This is a genomic window from uncultured Enterovirga sp. (assembly GCF_964242715.1).
In the GTDB taxonomy this organism is placed as follows: Bacteria; Pseudomonadota; Alphaproteobacteria; order Rhizobiales; family Beijerinckiaceae; genus Enterovirga.
On sequence record NZ_CAXTAZ010000006.1, the window covers coordinates 12,885 to 27,960 of the forward strand.

At 65.8% G+C, this 15,076-nt stretch carries 10 protein-coding genes and 1 pseudogene; 5 read left to right on the plus strand and 6 right to left on the minus strand.

Annotated elements, in window-relative coordinates:
* Positions 1–173 precede the first annotated feature (173 nt).
* Both ACFE87_RS04890 and ACFE87_RS04895 read right to left on the minus strand, forming a co-directional pair.
* On the minus strand, positions 174–947 hold the full coding sequence (locus ACFE87_RS04890; protein WP_375458501.1) for a hypothetical protein: 774 nt from the start codon (positions 945–947) through the stop codon (positions 174–176).
* The gene (locus ACFE87_RS04895; protein ID WP_375458502.1) at positions 944–2,323 is read right to left on the minus strand and encodes an AAA family ATPase; all 1,380 of its coding nucleotides are present in this window, start codon (positions 2,321–2,323) and stop codon (positions 944–946) included. The genes ACFE87_RS04890 and ACFE87_RS04895 overlap by 4 nt, the downstream gene beginning before the upstream one ends.
* 238 nt (positions 2,324–2,561) lie before the next feature.
* On the opposite strand from ACFE87_RS04895, the gene ACFE87_RS04900 reads away from it, so the two are divergent.
* From ACFE87_RS04900 to ACFE87_RS04910, 3 genes and pseudogenes are all read left to right on the plus strand, one after another.
* Positions 2,562–2,894, plus strand: coding sequence for a hypothetical protein (locus ACFE87_RS04900; protein WP_375458503.1), 333 nt, complete (start codon positions 2,562–2,564; stop codon positions 2,892–2,894).
* Between the two features lie 137 nt (positions 2,895–3,031).
* Positions 3,032–3,837 (plus strand): annotated as a pseudogene (locus tag ACFE87_RS04905) (IS256 family transposase); the annotation flags it as partial.
* 478 nt (positions 3,838–4,315) lie between these two features.
* The gene (locus ACFE87_RS04910; RefSeq protein WP_375458504.1) at positions 4,316–4,609 is read left to right on the plus strand and encodes a hypothetical protein; all 294 of its coding nucleotides are present in this window, start codon (positions 4,316–4,318) and stop codon (positions 4,607–4,609) included.
* A gap of 169 nt (positions 4,610–4,778) precedes the next feature.
* Here ACFE87_RS04910 and ACFE87_RS04915 read toward each other — a convergent pair whose 3' ends face one another.
* Positions 4,779–5,909 carry a patatin-like phospholipase family protein gene (locus ACFE87_RS04915; RefSeq protein WP_375458505.1) on the minus strand — a complete coding sequence of 377 codons (1,131 nt, stop codon included), beginning with the start codon at positions 5,907–5,909 and terminating at the stop codon, positions 4,779–4,781.
* Between the two features lie 224 nt (positions 5,910–6,133).
* On the opposite strand from ACFE87_RS04915, the gene ACFE87_RS04920 reads away from it, so the two are divergent.
* Both ACFE87_RS04920 and ACFE87_RS04925 read left to right on the plus strand, forming a co-directional pair.
* The gene (locus ACFE87_RS04920; RefSeq protein ID WP_375458506.1) at positions 6,134–8,050 is read left to right on the plus strand and encodes a hypothetical protein; all 1,917 of its coding nucleotides are present in this window, start codon (positions 6,134–6,136) and stop codon (positions 8,048–8,050) included.
* 154 nt (positions 8,051–8,204) lie between these two features.
* Positions 8,205–9,389 (plus strand): hypothetical protein, encoded by a 1,185-nt coding sequence (locus ACFE87_RS04925; RefSeq protein WP_375458507.1) that lies wholly within the window; start codon positions 8,205–8,207, stop codon positions 9,387–9,389.
* A 214-nt stretch (positions 9,390–9,603) separates the two neighbouring features.
* Here the strand turns inward: ACFE87_RS04925 and ACFE87_RS04930 are convergent, their stop codons facing one another.
* From ACFE87_RS04930 to ACFE87_RS04940, 3 genes are all read right to left on the minus strand, one after another.
* Positions 9,604–10,551 carry a hypothetical protein gene (locus ACFE87_RS04930; protein WP_375458508.1) on the minus strand — a complete coding sequence of 316 codons (948 nt, stop codon included), beginning with the start codon at positions 10,549–10,551 and terminating at the stop codon, positions 9,604–9,606.
* Between the two features lie 171 nt (positions 10,552–10,722).
* Positions 10,723–11,997, minus strand: a complete 1,275-nt coding sequence (locus ACFE87_RS04935) for a cytochrome P450 (RefSeq protein ID WP_375458509.1) — start codon at positions 11,995–11,997, stop codon at positions 10,723–10,725.
* A gap of 75 nt (positions 11,998–12,072) precedes the next feature.
* Positions 12,073–15,027, minus strand: a complete 2,955-nt coding sequence (locus tag ACFE87_RS04940) for a Dyp-type peroxidase (protein ID WP_375458510.1) — start codon at positions 15,025–15,027, stop codon at positions 12,073–12,075.
* Between the last annotated feature and the right edge of the window lie 49 nt (positions 15,028–15,076).

Sequence of the window (15,076 nt, forward strand, 5' to 3'; positions counted from 1 at the left end):
CAGCTCACCCGGACGCCAGCCTCCTGATAAGGCGCTTGGCCAAACCAAAACGCCGAGAGCCGGCACGCAAGGGAGAACCTATAATACTTACACTGTTGCCCAAAGTATTTATGCGCCTGTTCATCTGAACAATTTCCGCGCTGCACAATCGTGTCGGCGTTCGTACACTGGTCTTATGGGACGGGAGCCCGCGACGCCAAGAACGCCTTCGCCATAGCGCTAAAAGGACTGGAAGCCAGCACCGATTTGTGCAGCAGATCTCTGTAGTCCTTGGCAATCTGCTGCACTGTGGGATCGCCGCTATCTGTGATTTTGATTAAGCGATCGTAGGCGCGCTTGAGCTCAAGGAACCTGCGTGTGCGCTTGACATCGTCCTTCCTAATTAGGCCCGCCACCTCGATTGTCCGCCATCCCAACGCGGACGTGCCCCGGGGTTGATCGTCCTCCCAGGTCAAGTGTTCGTCCGGATCGTTCGCGTCTGGCTTGAGCAGCAAGGGTATCTCCAGATCCACGCTATCGTGATGGCTCCGGGCGCGATTAGATTGATCGGCGAGGGGAAAGCAGGTACTCTTGTACGAACTGTTGCATACCACGCACGCCAAAAACAAGTTGTCCCATTCGTACGCAAGCCAATAATAGCCGGGATATAGTTCGGGCTCTGCTGCATCCTGTTTGACAGCTCCCTTCGGACGCCAATGCTCGACGTGGCGCTGCATATAAGGATGTTCGATCTCGACCTCGCAGAAGCAACATTTACCGTGCTGCGCTTTTGCGAGCGCGTTCCTCACCTCAGCGGCGCCGTAGACGTGTGAGGCGATGGCCATGGTACGCTTGCCCGAAAGAAATTCCTTCGGCTCGGCGTCGAACGCCTCCGAGTGAGCTTTGACCCACTTCGGGCCAAGGCGCTTAAGCGTTTCGGGCGCTTCGCCCTTCACGACCCTGATCACCGCCGATCCGCAAGTTGCTTCTCCAATTCGACGACGCGCTCCATCAATTTGTCGAAAGCCGCGTCGTATGGAGTGTCGCCAGTCTCGATGCTGTGCGCGATACCATTCAGCGTCGTCAGCCGAGCTCGTTCGGTAAGATCAAGGTTGTGCTTGCGGAGTAGTCGCTCACGCTCGACGAGGAGTTCTGATGATCGCACATCTTGACCGCTGGCAAACCCAAAGGCGGCGCTGCCGAGGATTTCATCGTAGCGCCAGGGCTGATGAGGTAGCGGATCGTTGATAACTTCAGCCGCTGTGCCGTTCCAACGTACGACAGCAACTGGGTCGCCGCTGGCTACAGCTTCCTGGGCAACGATCGGGCTATGCGTCGTAACGATAAACTGCACGTTCGGAAAATGTGCGAGCAGCTTGTGGCGGATCTCACGCTGCCACCTCGGATGTAAGTGGAGGTCGACCTCGTCGACGATAACAATTGCGTGCTCCTTAAATGGGCTGAGACCGTCGGGCCTCAGATGATACAACCGCCAAGCCAGGTCCACGATCCACGAGACGACGACCCGGTAGCCGAGGCTCAGTCCGGACAACCCAACCTTCGCCGACAGCGTTTGGAATGAAATACTCTTACGCGCGCCTGCGTTAATGGCCTGCAGATCCGGCGTCATCGCGCGAACTACTTCGATGATCTCGGTGCGGATACGCTTGTACTTTTCGGCTTCCTCGTCGCGCTTCTCGTCCCGAGCAGCGAGCTCTTCACGATAAAACTGTTCAAGCACTTCCTCGGCGTCAACGAGTTCTACAAGATCGTCGAACAGGCTCTCTGTGGGCCGCTGGTCGGCAATGGAAACGAGATTGCGCGTGCCCGTGTGCCTTGACGCACCGTACCCAATTATGAGCGGTCCCTTACCGTTGAGCGCGCGCTTCTGCGGCCGCGGTTCGGCCGAGGCGAGCTTTTCATCCCGAGACACGCTGTCGAAGCCGATGGTCACTTGCTCGCCGGCTGGACCGACGAGGGTGACAGTCATGCTAGCAGCCACCTCTGCCCCCCCTTGCCGAATGAGGTTCAAGAGCTGCTGATTTTGGTAGTCGAACACATCCGGCTCAATCCAGTCCGGGTCAGGAAGCTCGTCGTTTTTGGGTTCTAGGTGTATTACCTGTCCGTCCTGGCCGCGCTCGAATGCCGGCGCAGGCCGCATCATTGCTAGGGCTTGCATCGCAGTGGTCTTGCCGACGCCGTTCTCTCCTAGGATCACGCACCAGCGTGACGCCTTTCCTTCAGAGGAGCGGAAATCGAACACCTGCTCACCACCGAACGAGCGCACGTTCGTCAACCGCAGTTCTAGAAAGTGGAACTCGTCTCGTTTGCTGGTGGTGAGCATAAGGGGACTTAGCGCCTCATAGGCAGGAACACACCGGGTTTGCCGGCGCTCAAGAACATGAATGCAGGCCGTGCAATGCACTCCCGCGCTCAGCCGGAGCTAGCCCCTCGACCGCCCGACTGGAAGACCCGTGTCCTGCAAACCGCGCGTTCCGGCACATCACGACGATAATCGCACCTTCGATCTTGCGCAGCCCTGCCTACCACATCGTTCACGCTAGGGGCTAATCGCTACGCACGTGAGCCGCCCAGGCGGTCACCTGACCACCCGTCAGTACGGTCGGTTGCTGGACGACTGGGTCCCTCTGATCGGGCTCGATCCGGCCGTCTACGGCGCTGCATGCTGCTGTGCGAGCCGCCCGGGCTCCAGCCTTGAGGAGCAGGCGCCCGAGCGCCGTCTTTACGAGGCGACCTGGCGCGAGTTCCGACGGAATGGGGCTCGTGGGCGGCGGCACGCGCCGGCCGACGGGGTCGTCGTCGAGCGCATGGTCGCCATGGACAGGATGGCGGGTGACGACACAGGCATGTTCGACGCCATGGTGGAACGGCTACGACGGTCATGTCCCTGGTGACGGCGTAGCTCGCCGGCAGCGGAGCCGACCGCCCGCGCGCCCTCCATAGCGCCGTAGCGGGCGGTCGGCTTCGCGGTGGTCATCGACGATCCCCGGTAGGGTCGGGTTGCGAGGTCAACCCGAACCAAGGATCACCGATGACCGACGAGATGATGAACTTGCGGGCTCTCCTGGAGGAGAGCCCGACGCTAACCTGCTGCGCGAGATGATCGGCTTCGCGGCCCAGCGCCTGATGGAGCTGGCGATGGGAGGCCTGACCGGCACGGCGTATGGCGAGAAGAGCATCGAGCGCCTGGTCCAGCGCAACGGCTACCGCGATCGGGACTGGGAGACCCGAGCCGGAATGGTCGAGCTGCGCATCCCGAAGCCGCGCAAAGGCTCCTACTTCCCTGGTTTCCTGGACCCGCGCCGCATGGCCGAGAAGGCGCTCACCGCCGTGATCCAGGAAGCCTACATCCAGGGGATCTCGACCCGCTCGGTCGATGATCTCGTCAAGGCGATGGGCATGACCGGGATCTCGAAGAGCCAAGTCTCGCGGCTCTGCCAGGAGATCGACGAACGGGTGAAGGTCTTCCTGGACCGGCCGATCGAGGGCGACTGGCCGTATCTCTGGATCGACGCGACCTACGTGAAGGTCCGCCAGAACGGCAGGGTCGTGTCGGTTGCCGTCATCGTGGCCGTGGCCGCCAACAGCGATGGGCGGCGCGAGGTGCTGGGCCTCGACATAGGTCCCTCCGAAGCGGAGACCTTCTGGACGGCGTTCCTGCGCTAGCTCGCGCGCCGCGGCCTCAGGGGCGTGAAGCTCGTCGTGCCCGACTCGCACGAGGGCCTGAAGGCCGCCGTCGCCAAGGTGCTGAGCGCCACGTGGCAGCGCTGCCGGGTGCACTTAATGCGCAACGCCTTGGCACATGCGGGCCGCTCCGGCCGGCGCGTCGTCTCGGCCTGTTTCAATGCCGGTCCGGCGCCTGTCGGATGTGCTGGGGCGGCCCTCGCTGACCTTTTCAACACTGCCGGTCGGGAGCGGCTGCAGCCGCGTTGGGCTGCTCGCGTCCGCTTTCGGGCAGGCACCTGGAGCCAGCTCCTGGCGCGAGCCGGAAGGCCCGGAGGGGAGGGGAGAGCGGTCCGGTCCGCCCCTTCAGGCTCTCCATCCCCCGAGAACTCCGAAGCAACGCGCTCCATCGGAGCAACGCAGGGCGCGCTCCGGGCGGCGCATTTGCGCAAACACTGGGTTATGCCGACGTGCTCACCCCTGAACAGGTGCGCCGCTACAATCATCTAAAAGGTTACGCGTTAGCAGGTGGTGCACGTCGCGCGGATGTCCGCAGGAGCCGTTCCGCTCACGAGCGATGTTCGTGGGGGCGCCATGGCGGTCGCTCACGTCGTCGGGGGCGCCAGTCAAACCCGACGATCTCTACGTCGCGATGGTCCGCCTCATCGAGGCAACGGCGCAATCGAGATTCAAACGCGAGACCGAACGACCGCTCTGCGACTGGACCGCCCGGAGCTGGAAGCGAGCGGCCGAGCAGCAAGCCTTCGCGTTGCGGAACCCGCGGGTGAACGGACCCGCCGTCCTGGAAGCCGTCGCGGCCTCCACGGGAGACTTGCCATCAGCCGCACGCATCGCCCTGTCCGCGCTGCCTGCGGTGCATGTGCGTCTCGCTCCCGAGATTCGCCAGGAGCTCGAGCGGCTTGGGCGTCAGCCCTCACCGACGTGATCCGTCTCGTATGGGGTGTCCCGGGGCGTATCATGGACTTCCCATTCATCCGGACCGCCCCGACCGACGTCGTCGCGAGCGCCGGCTTTCGCCGCTACACGTTGCAGAGCCGACGCAATCTCCTCGGTGCGCGCTCCTCGAGCCTCGTTCCTCGACTTCGAGCATCCTGTTACGGCTGGGGCCAGCGATGGTCCGGTGTGTCGGCGGGCCCACCCTTGTCCGGACCGTAGTGCTTCCTCAACCGGGACGAGGCGTGCGCGTACCCGGCCTTCAGCATCAACGTCACCTCCTCGTCGGACAAGCGCGTCAGACGCGTCGGGACGGCCTGCGCCGCCGCGTACTCGTCGGGCGACAGGAGAGGCGGCCGGTCAGTCGGATCGTTCAGGCCGGACGTCAGTCCCCACATCGCCCCGCGTCTCGCGCCGACCTCGTAGGCGTGCGCGAGCATCCTTTCCCGGAGGTCTTCCGCCTGGTCCATCAGGATGTCGATGAGACGAAGCGATTGCTGCAGCCAGTTGTGCGCGGGGTCCGGCTCGAAGTCGAACGGCTTGCCCGCATTGCTCGCGAAGATCGTCCTGCAGCGCTTCCAGACTGCTTCGGTCGCCATGTTGTCGTAAACGCCACCGTCCGTGAGGACGGCCTTCTCGACATAGGGAGGACGCGCGAGGGGGCCTTCGCTGCCGCCGACGGTGTCGCCGCCCATCAGGTCGATCACCGCCGGTGACAGAACGGGGGGGAAGGCCGCCGACGCCGCGACCACTTCCGCGAGCGAGAGGTCCAACCCTGTGATCTGCCCGATCTGGTAGTCTGCCACGTAGTCGGGCCGGAAGCGCATGGTGACCCCGGTCATGAGATTCGTGGCGTTGAACACGAACATGGGGCGACTTCGGAGCGACGACAGCCTGGCGCCGTCCGTCAGGTTGGCGTCGTAGCTCCTCGCCGCCGCCTTCGCAGCCGACGAGAACGGGTTCAGCCCGGCAAAGGCCGACGCGATATCGATGGCGTCGTTGGCCTGGCGACGGATCGGCTCCAGGAAGGTCTCCCGGAGGTTGGTGGCCTTGCCCTCCGCGTCGTAGTCGAACCGAGGGTAGGCCATAGCGAGCGCGGCGGCCGTCATGGCGCCACCCGACACGCTCGATACGCGGTCGAGCTTCCGCAACAGGCCAAGATCGTTCAAGCGGAACACGGCGCCGGCGTGGAACAGCATGGCTCGATAGCCACCGCCCGACAGGCAAAGTCCGATCAAGTCCTCGAGGCGGCCGCCATCGATGGGTGAAAGCCTCGTGCCGCCATCTGCCATGACAAGCCCTCGAAGTCGCGGTGACGCGCACCGGGACGCTCGCCAAAGCGTAGCCGGCTTCGACAGTTCGCGAAACTGCTGGCGCTTGTCTCACCGCGCTCAGCCGAGAGCTCGAAGGCTGGATCGTCGGACGCTCGTCGGCGCCGTGGACATGAGCCGCTGCTCCCTTGACTTCCGGCGTGAGACGCATTGGCATCGTCGTCGTGCAGTGACGGGAGGCGTACTTGGATGATCCGCCGGGAAAGGCTCGCAAGCGCGTCGACCTCGATTACGCCAAGCGTCAGCCCGACCGCAGGCGCCTCAACATCTTCGCCGCGGACCCGATGTCCGGACGGCGGTCGCGTTATCGGACGTCCATCGACATCAACAACGAGCCGAACCTGAAGGCGGGGCCGACCGGCGCGCTGCTGGAGGTCGTCGACTACGACAACGAGCACAAGCGCTACTACGCTCCCGTCGACCTCAACGAGCCTGCGCTCCTCATGGAGAACGGGTTGGCTCCGAACGAGTCCGATCCCCGCTTCCATCAGCAGATGGTGTACGCCGTCGCGATGAAGGTCATCGAGAACGCCCGTCGCGCGCTCGGGCGGCCGATCAGGTTCAAGCGGTCGGAGCGTTTGCCGCGCCTACGACTCTTTCCCCACGCCTTCTATGGCGCCAACGCCTTCTTCGATCCCAAGTGCAACGCGATCTTTTTCGGCTACTTCAAGGCGGACGAGGAGAACCCTGGTCAAAACATCCCCGGCCAGATGGTGTTCACATGCCTTTCCCACGACATCATCGCGCACGAGGTCACGCACGCCATCGTACATGGGTTGCGGCCGTACTTCCTCGAGCCGACCAACCATGACGTGCTCGCCTTCCACGAAGCCTTCTCCGACATCGTCGCGCTGTTCCAGCGCTTTTCCTACCGGGACATCTTGCGAGAGCAGATCCAGGCGTCCCAGGGGCGGCTCCAGCATCAGGCCATGCTGGTCGAGCTGGCCCAGCAGTTCGGGCACTCCCAGGGTCACGCCAGCGCGCTTCGCTCCGCGCTGGGGTCGCCTCCCGATCCGGCCCTGCTCGCCCGGAAAATCGAGTGCCACGACCGAGGGGCCGTCCTGGTGTCGGCCGTGTTCGACGGATTCTACCGGACCTACGAGAAGCGCATCGCGGACCTGATCCGCATCGCGACCGGCGGCTCCGGCGAGCTGCCCAGAGGTCACCTCCATCCGGACCTCGTCGACAGGGTCGCTCGCGAGGTGTCGCAACTCGCGGAGCACGTGCTCCGCATGTGCCTTCGCGCGTTCGATTACCTTCCCCCGGTCGACGTCACGTTCGGCGATTTCCTGCGCGCGCTCGTGACGGCCGACCTGGAGGTCAACCCCGACGATCCTTACGAGCTGCGCTTCAACATGATCGAGGGCTTCCGTTGCCGTGGCATCTTCCCGGACGGTGCGCTGTCGCTTGCCGAGGAGTCCCTCGTCTGGCCGACTTGGGCGGACGACAAGCTGACCCTGCCGGACCACATCAAGGACCGGGTCCAACTTCTCTTCGCCATCAACGCCCAAGCGCTCGACTGGACCGGGCGCGTCGTCGAGCGCGCCCGCAATGACGAGGGGTTGGAGGCCTTCCAGGCTTCCGTCCTGGAAAGCGACGCAGGGGAGGACGAGGAAGCGCCGATCATTCCGGGCGCAAGAGGCTTGAAGGACGATCTCGGGGAGGGCCTTGGAATATACGCTCGAAAGCACGCGTCTGCGTTGGGGCTCGATCCGAGCCGCCGAATCGCGGTCGCGGGCTTCCACCCCGTTCACCGGATCGGCTCCGACCAGCGCCTCCTGGTCGAGTTCGTCGTGCAGTTCGTCCAAAGCGACAGGTCGCGGGAGGAGGAGTTCGGTGGACTGCCCTTGCGCGCTGGCGTGACGGCCATCTTCCGTGCGGACGGGACCATCCGGACCATCATCGCGAAACCTGTGCTCTTCGCAGGGCTGAACCCGTCTTTCGAGCGCGCCGCCCTGCAACGACAGAGACGGCAGCGAGATTTCATGGACCGCGTCGACATGGGCGACCCGCGGATGGCCTGGGATGTGAACCCTAGCTACGTTTCGGAGAGGATGACCCTCAGGGCGAGCTTCGCCGCCCTGCACGCGGGAGCGCATTGAGATGGAGGCACTAGCCGCGGCTCCGAAAAAGCGCGGCCGCCCGCGCGCCGTCAAACCCTCCCCTCTTGCGCTGCCGGCTGAGCGGCCCGAGACAACCGAGGCGCCTCCGCCGGTCGACGTGCCGGCCCCGCCGTCGCGAACGGTCCGCGTCCGCATGTACGACGTCGGCTTCGGCGACTGCTTCCTCGTCCTCGTCCCGGGTCGAGACGGGAACGACCAGAAGATCCTGATCGACTGCGGTTCGTTCAAGGCTGGCAAGAACAAGCTCGCGGACGTGGTCGGACGCCTGATCCTCGACGTCACGGACGCCGACGGGGTCCCGCGCGTGAACCTCCTGGTCGCGACCCATCGGCACAAGGATCACATAGTCGGCTTCGCCGACCCTCGCTGGAGGCGGGTCGAGGTCGGCGAGGTCTGGATGCCTTGGACCGAGTCCGACGAGCCGGACGCCAAGCGTGTGGCCGCCGCTCAGATTGCGATGGCGACCGCGCTGAGCGGGTTCCTGCAGGCGACGAACCGAGGTGAGCCGTTCGACGTCCTCGGGCTGAACGCGGCCAACAACGAGACGGCGCTCAAGACGCTTAGGAGCGGCTTCGCCAACAAGCCGGAACGTCGCTACCTGCCGAAGCAGGGCGCTTCGACGAGGGTGGTGGAGTGCGAAACGCTCTCCGACGTGACGATTCAGGTGCTCGGGCCGTCGCGTGACCTGAAGACCATACTCGACCTGGAGTCGCACAAGGAAAGCTACTTTTCCCTCCTTCGCCTCGCGACGATCCGGGACCCGCAAGCCCTCGAGCCGAGCCAGATGCCCGAGCCCTTCGGGGCCGGCTGGGTGGACGACGAGACGGTTCGGGAGCCCTTGGACGAGAGGACGCTAGAGCGCCTCGATGCGATCCACGAGGGGCAGGCGGCGGGTGTCGCCACCCGCCTCGACCACGCGCTCAACAACACGAGCCTGGTGCTGGTGATCTCCGTCGAGGACACGCACTTGCTGTTCCCCGGCGACGCGCAATGGGGAACGTGGAGCGAGATCCTGGCCGACGAGGACGCGTGCCGCCTGATTTCACGCTGCTGTTTCTACAAGGTCGGGCATCACGGCAGCCACAACGCTACGCCCGTTTCCTTCGTGGAGAAGCTTCTCAAGAAGAACGTGGACAAGCTCTGGGCCATGGTCCCGGTCACGGAGTATTCGAACTGGCCGAAGATACCGAGGGGTCCCCTTCTCGACGCCCTGAAGAAGAAGGCCGATCACTTCGTCCGAAGCGATGGCGACCGCGCGACGCCCGGCTATCGTTGGGAGGGCGACCTCTACGTCGAGGCGGCCATCCCGATCAGGTGACCGAGAGGTCCTGCGGAGGCGAGGCGCCTGCGAAGGTTCGCGTCGCAAGCACGGTGTCCCGCGGAGCCTTCGACCAAGCGTCCTGCTCCCTGGCGTTTGTCGAGGTTCGAGGAACGGAGGTTCCGGACCGAGTGATGCGCATCGCTCGACCGCTGCCGACGACATGGCTGGAGGACGCGATCGACGAGAGGCCGCCGAGCCGGGAACGCGACCGTCACCGTCCGAAGTCGTTTAGCACCGACAAGCCCCTGGTCTGGTTCTCAAGGATGTTCTCGACGCGCAACTCGTCGGCGATGATCCTGGACGATGCCTTGGCGTCTAGGATCGCGGCCGCGAAGGATCGCACGAGCTCGCCTCGCGCGATGGCGACGGCGACCTGATGCTCGTCCGTGCGCGACGCCTTGAAGGTCGCGTTGGCGCCCGCCACCCGGAGCGCGCGGACGTTGAGTGGATCCAGCGTAAGCGTCGGGGTCGTCCCGCCCGACAGCGTGGTCGTGAAGGTCAGCGTATCCGTGTAGCGGTTGGCCGGGCTCGGATCCGAGTTCGATCCGCTGTCCAGCTGCACGAAGGTCTCGAAGACTTCCTGCAGCCCGATGCGGCCGGTGATCGGATAGGCGACGTTCGACGCCCCGGCCTCGATGACCTTGCATTCCTCCTTGTCGAGCCGGTGCAGCTCGTAGAAGCTCTTCGTGAGTTGGAACTTGCGATTGTTCTTGCGCCCGAGCTTCGCGCCGGCATTGGCGCCGACCGTGAACAGGCCTCCGACCAGCGGCAGGCGAAAGTCGGCTCGCGTCGAGTTGTCGTTCTCCTCGGCAATGTCGAACTTGAAGTCGAAGGTGACGGCGGACAACGTGTAAGTCCTGAAGAGGATTTCTCCGCGGCCGACGTCGTAAGTGCCGAGGTATTTTCTGTCGACGAGCTCGGAAGCGTTGACCCTGCCCATGTCCACCAGGTCCGCCAGCTTCTTCGCGCGGTCGTCGCCGAAGTTCCTGAGGATGTTGACGCTGATCCTGTCGAGCGCCTCCCGCGCCTCGCATTGTATCCGCTTGGTGATGGCGACCGTCGACACTCCGGTGACATCTTCCGGCAGAGGCCGGACCGAGCAGCCGCCCATGGGAGCGGCAAGAAGGAGCGCGACGATGCTCGGGATTGCTGTCCTCATCTCGCGCGCCCTGGTCAAGGATCGTGAAAGCCTGAGTAGCTGGGCGGCGACGTCGAGTCATGGCCGACGATCGAGCCGGATCAGAAGTTCGCTTCAAAACGGACAGGTGTGACCGACGCGCCACGATCTCAGATGTCGGCCGGGCTCGAGTTCAACGGTGCGCAACGCCGGTCACTCGGAAGGGGACGGCTCCGCGGACGGCGCTGCGGCGGGGCCGAAGGCGACCTCGAAGGCGTCCGGGAACGGCCCGTCCGTCCGGCTTTCGCCAGGGACCGCGCGTACATCCGGCAGCGACACGACCGCCCGCACGAGCTCGGGAATCATGAGCCGGATTAGGTGACGTCCGAAGCACGCATGCAGGCCCGAGCCGAAATGCAGCGACAGGTCGGCCGGACGATCGACGCTGAACTCGTCCGGAGCGTGCATCACGTCGGGATCCCGCATGGCCGCCCACGTGCCGACGAATACGGTCGAACCGGCCGCTATCGTCGACTCGCGCCCCGTCCCACCCGCGACGCGGCTGTCGCGCTCGCAGGTGCGCACCAGCATGGGCGCCTGCGGTCGCAGCCGCAGCGCCTCGAAACAGTGAGACTCGAAGCTCTCGGCGTCCTCCCGTTGGAGAGCCGCGCGCGCGGAGGCCAGTGCCGACGGGCGCCCGAGCAGCTCCGCGACGATGTTGACGACGGCCTTGGACGTGGTGTCGACGGCGCCGGTCACGAGCCCGATTAGGTTGTGCCGGATCGTCAAGTCGTCGAGGCACGCCTCCTCGCCGGAGCGGAGGGTCAGCAGGCGGTCTAGAACGGTCGCTGAGCCCGGACCTTCCCGTCGCCGGTTGGCGACGAGCTCGTCGACGTAGGACACCATCGCGGCGGCATGGCAGTTCGCCTTCTCGATGATCTCGGGGTCGTCGCCCAGGTTCGTGAAGATGTCCCGGAACAGCTCTCGCGCCCAGTCCTGGAGCACTCGCAGCGTCGGTCCGGGAACCCCGAGATAGAACCCCATGACCTCTGCGGGAACGCGGCGGGTGAGTTCGCTCACGATCTCGATGCTCCCCCGCTCCGTGTCCGTTCTTCCCGGCAGGGCCGCCGAGGCGCGCTCGCGCACGAAGGCCTGGACGGCCGGCAAGTCCTCGCGCCGTAACGCGAGCCGCAAGGCCGACGCGTCCCGCTGGTAGAGGGCCGTATCGTCCTCGCCGAGGAAGAACGGCCCGGTGAGGCGCTTCATCTTCGCCGCGTACGCCCGGACGGAGAACTCGTGGTGGCGACGGAGCACGTCGAGGCAGTCGGCGTGCTTGGTGACGACCGCGACGCCCGAGGCAACCAAGATCGGGCGGTGCCGCAGCAACTCGGCGAAGAGGGCCTCGGGGTCCGTTCCGATGGCCCGGTAGATCGATCCCGTCCGGTCGGCCGGTGCGGCGCGGTCGAAGCGGTCGAGGAACTCAGGCATGCCCGCGCCTCGGTGAAGCCGCGAGGCCGAAGCAGCCCCGGCGCATGTTCGCGCTCGTCTTTCCGACGCCCCGTCTCAAGCGGCCGCGCCACGGTCGGTCGGGCCGAGCTGCGCCGAGCCGGGCAAGCCGGCGGCGCGAAGCGGTCCCGAAAGGTACCCGAGCGCTTGGCGCCCCGGCATGAAGAAGTATCCGCCGCCCCTGGTGGACACGAAGTCCTCGATGCCCGTCAGGTGCAGAGGGCCTTGCGGCGACGGGACCGTCAACCGCCCCATCTTGCCCCCGCGGCCCGTGACCGGATCGACCTCGTTCTCCAGGCCGTGGAACTGGCGCCCCATGAACCAGGTCTGCTGAATGAACTCGAACTGCCTCTCGATGTCCGCGTTCAGGCACATGAAGAGGAGGCCCTGCTCGGTCGGCCGGCCGTCGTCGCCGGCGGTCTCGTAGGCGCGACCGATCCTCAGGATGCGGTGCCGATTGACGATGGACAGCTCGTCGTCCGATCCAGGCGCGAGGCTGTCGCGCGGGTTGGCGCGCCGAATGTGCGCTCCAAGGGGGCATCTCTCACCCAGGGGGTCCTCCGTCCCGTACAGGAATTCGTTGTCGGGACGGGCTCTCGCCTGGCCGGGCCGAGGCCGGCCGGGACCATGCGGGTACCTGACGAGGGAGGTCCCATTCGGCCACCGCCCGATCATCTTGGCGCCGATCCACGCCCGAGCCTGCGCGACGCTCAGACCCCTCGGCGCCGCGGGATGGTCCTTGTAGCGTTCGGCGGCCCGGCCGAGGTAGTCGTGAAAGCGGTCCACGTCCTGCCTGAGCTGGCGAACGACGAGGAAGCTGCCGTTGCGCCCGAAGTCGCGAGCGCCTCGGGCGCCATCGCCCGTGAACTCGGGCTGATATGCGCCGCGAGAGTGCACCGGATCGACGAGAGGCAGCAGATTGTCCGGGTCTTGCGAGGCCGGAACGCTCGGGGATGGCGGGAAGTAGCCCCGTCCGTCCGGGTATCCGAGCACGAACTCGCCGGCCTCGACGACATGGATCGCATCGGATTGGCGCATCCAGCGCCTCGTCCCTCTCACGATGGGCTGCGAGACGCCATCGACGAATCCGAACGGCTCCGACACCGCGCTGCGCGCGCCCCCGTCTGCCATCGGCAGGGGCTTCGGCATGACCTGGTGGACGAGGCGAGCCCCATAACGGGCCAAGCCCGCGACGTGGTCGGCCACGGCGAGATCAAGCGTAGCGCGGTCGGCGGCGTAGACCAGGAGCACGGCGTCGAGGTCGTCGTCGGGTCCGCCCCAGAGCCACGTCGCCGGCTTGTCCTCCCCCGTATCGGACAAGACACGGGCGCGGACCGGGTGGCCCATTCCCATTCGGAACGCCGGCGGGAAGTGAGCCTGGACCGCGTCGGGCAGGCCGAGCTTGCCGAGACCCGGGCTCGAGATGGCGAGGTTCGTGACGAGGTCGGGGGGCGGTTCCTCGCCGAAGGTGACCTTCGGTTCGACGCTCGCGAGCCATTCGCGACAGGCTACCGGCGCGTGCGGCAAGGCCACGGCGAGCAGGGCGGCGTGCGGATGCTTGCTCAACCCCCCGAAGAGGAGCGTCTGGACCTGGTCCGTCTCCAGCAGCGCGTCGGGTCGCACGCGGGATCCGAACAAGCCGAGCCAAGCCTCGACCTCGTCGACGGTGGTGGCGTTGCAGAGCCCCTGCCTGATGGCGGCGTTGGTCCGGATGCGCGCCGTGGTGACGTGCGGGTAGGCGCTGTACCAGAACCGCGACGGGCGCTGCTGGCGCCGGGCCCAACGCTTGAAACGGTCGCCGTCCGAGGCTCCTTCGCCGAACAGGTTTGACGCTCGGGGAAATCCCAGCGCGTTGCTCCAGACGCCCGTCAGCCCGAAGGACGCCCGCGTGACGAAATCCTCGAGGTAGCTTTCCCAGCTCCCGCCGTAGTTGGAGAAGAAGAGAAGCTTGTCGGTCCCGGGCAACTTCACCCAGCGCGCGAAGTGGATGGTGCTGATCTCGCCCAGGAACCCGGGCCTGAAGCGCCGCCGGACCATCTCGCGAATGACGAAGAAGGCGACGCGCAGCGTGACGGCGCGCAGCCAGTGGCCCTGCATGGTCGAGACGGCTGCGAGATGGTTCTGCTGCGACCGGTTCTCGCGCGCGAGGACGTCCCCCAGGACGACCGGGTCCGGCGGCCTGTCGTCGGGCGTGTTTTCCCCTTCCAGGCGACGCAAGGTGAGGTAGGCGAGGAGCAGCACGGCCACCGTGGCGACCGCGACCACGCTCAGGCCGACGACGAACGTCAGCGCGCCGACCACGATGCCGGCGTTCGCCGACGCCAAGTAGGTCGAGATGGCGACGAGCGCTCCGAGAGGCAGGAGGAGGGGCCAGAGGAACTCGAGCGCGCCTCGTCCGACCAGGGACAGTAGGAACGGCGCGTCGAACTTGGCTTCGCCTTGCGCCGGCAGCCGCGGAACCGGCTCGGCCACGAGAAGCGGCCGCATCCTGTCGTCCTCGCGGACGTGCCGACGGATGTCGGCCAGCAGGGAGAGGGGTCCGGTCGCTCGAGAATTGAGATCGAGGTAGTCCCGGATGACGCGCGCCAGTTCGAATTCCGCTAGGATGCGCGGAACGGTCATCCCCGGCGTTCCCTGGAAGTCGAGCCCGGGCTGCCGGTAGAGCCCCTGCCCGGTCCTGACGTCATATCGCTTCAGGAAGGCTGCGACGTTCTCCGGCCGCTCCACCTTCGCGGCGTCGAGGATCTCGTGGCACCACGGGGTCAGCCTGTCGCTCAGGGACTGCCTGGCATCGTCGGCGTCTCCGTCGGCCGTGATCTCGAACACGAGATAGGTCGGCTGGCGCGGTCCTCCGCGCACGACGGTGATCGACAGGAAGTGGACGCCCGACATGAAGAGCGTCTCGCGACCATCGCCGACGAGGTTCGCTCCCAGCCTGTCGAGCGCGGCGTCGACGGCGTCCGCATCGCTTTCCGCGAACGGGACGGCGCTCGTCACCATCGCCTGCGTCATCGCGAGCGCGTCTCCCGACCTCGCCTGGACTTCGTGGAAGCGATGGCGC

Coding starts and splice junctions, on each gene's coding strand:
- ACFE87_RS04895 (WP_375458502.1), bottom strand. CDS start 2,323: ATGCTCACCACCAGCAAACGAGACGAGTTCCACTTTCTAGAACTGCGG.
- ACFE87_RS04910 (WP_375458504.1), top strand. CDS start 4,316: ATGGTCCGCCTCATCGAGGCAACGGCGCAATCGAGATTCAAACGCGAG.
- ACFE87_RS04915 (WP_375458505.1), bottom strand. CDS start 5,909: ATGGCAGATGGCGGCACGAGGCTTTCACCCATCGATGGCGGCCGCCTC.
- ACFE87_RS04925 (WP_375458507.1), top strand. CDS start 8,205: ATGTACGACGTCGGCTTCGGCGACTGCTTCCTCGTCCTCGTCCCGGGT.
- ACFE87_RS04930 (WP_375458508.1), bottom strand. CDS start 10,551: ATGAGGACAGCAATCCCGAGCATCGTCGCGCTCCTTCTTGCCGCTCCC.
- ACFE87_RS04935 (WP_375458509.1), bottom strand. CDS start 11,997: ATGCCTGAGTTCCTCGACCGCTTCGACCGCGCCGCACCGGCCGACCGG.
- ACFE87_RS04940 (WP_375458510.1), bottom strand. CDS start 15,027: ATGACGCAGGCGATGGTGACGAGCGCCGTCCCGTTCGCGGAAAGCGAT.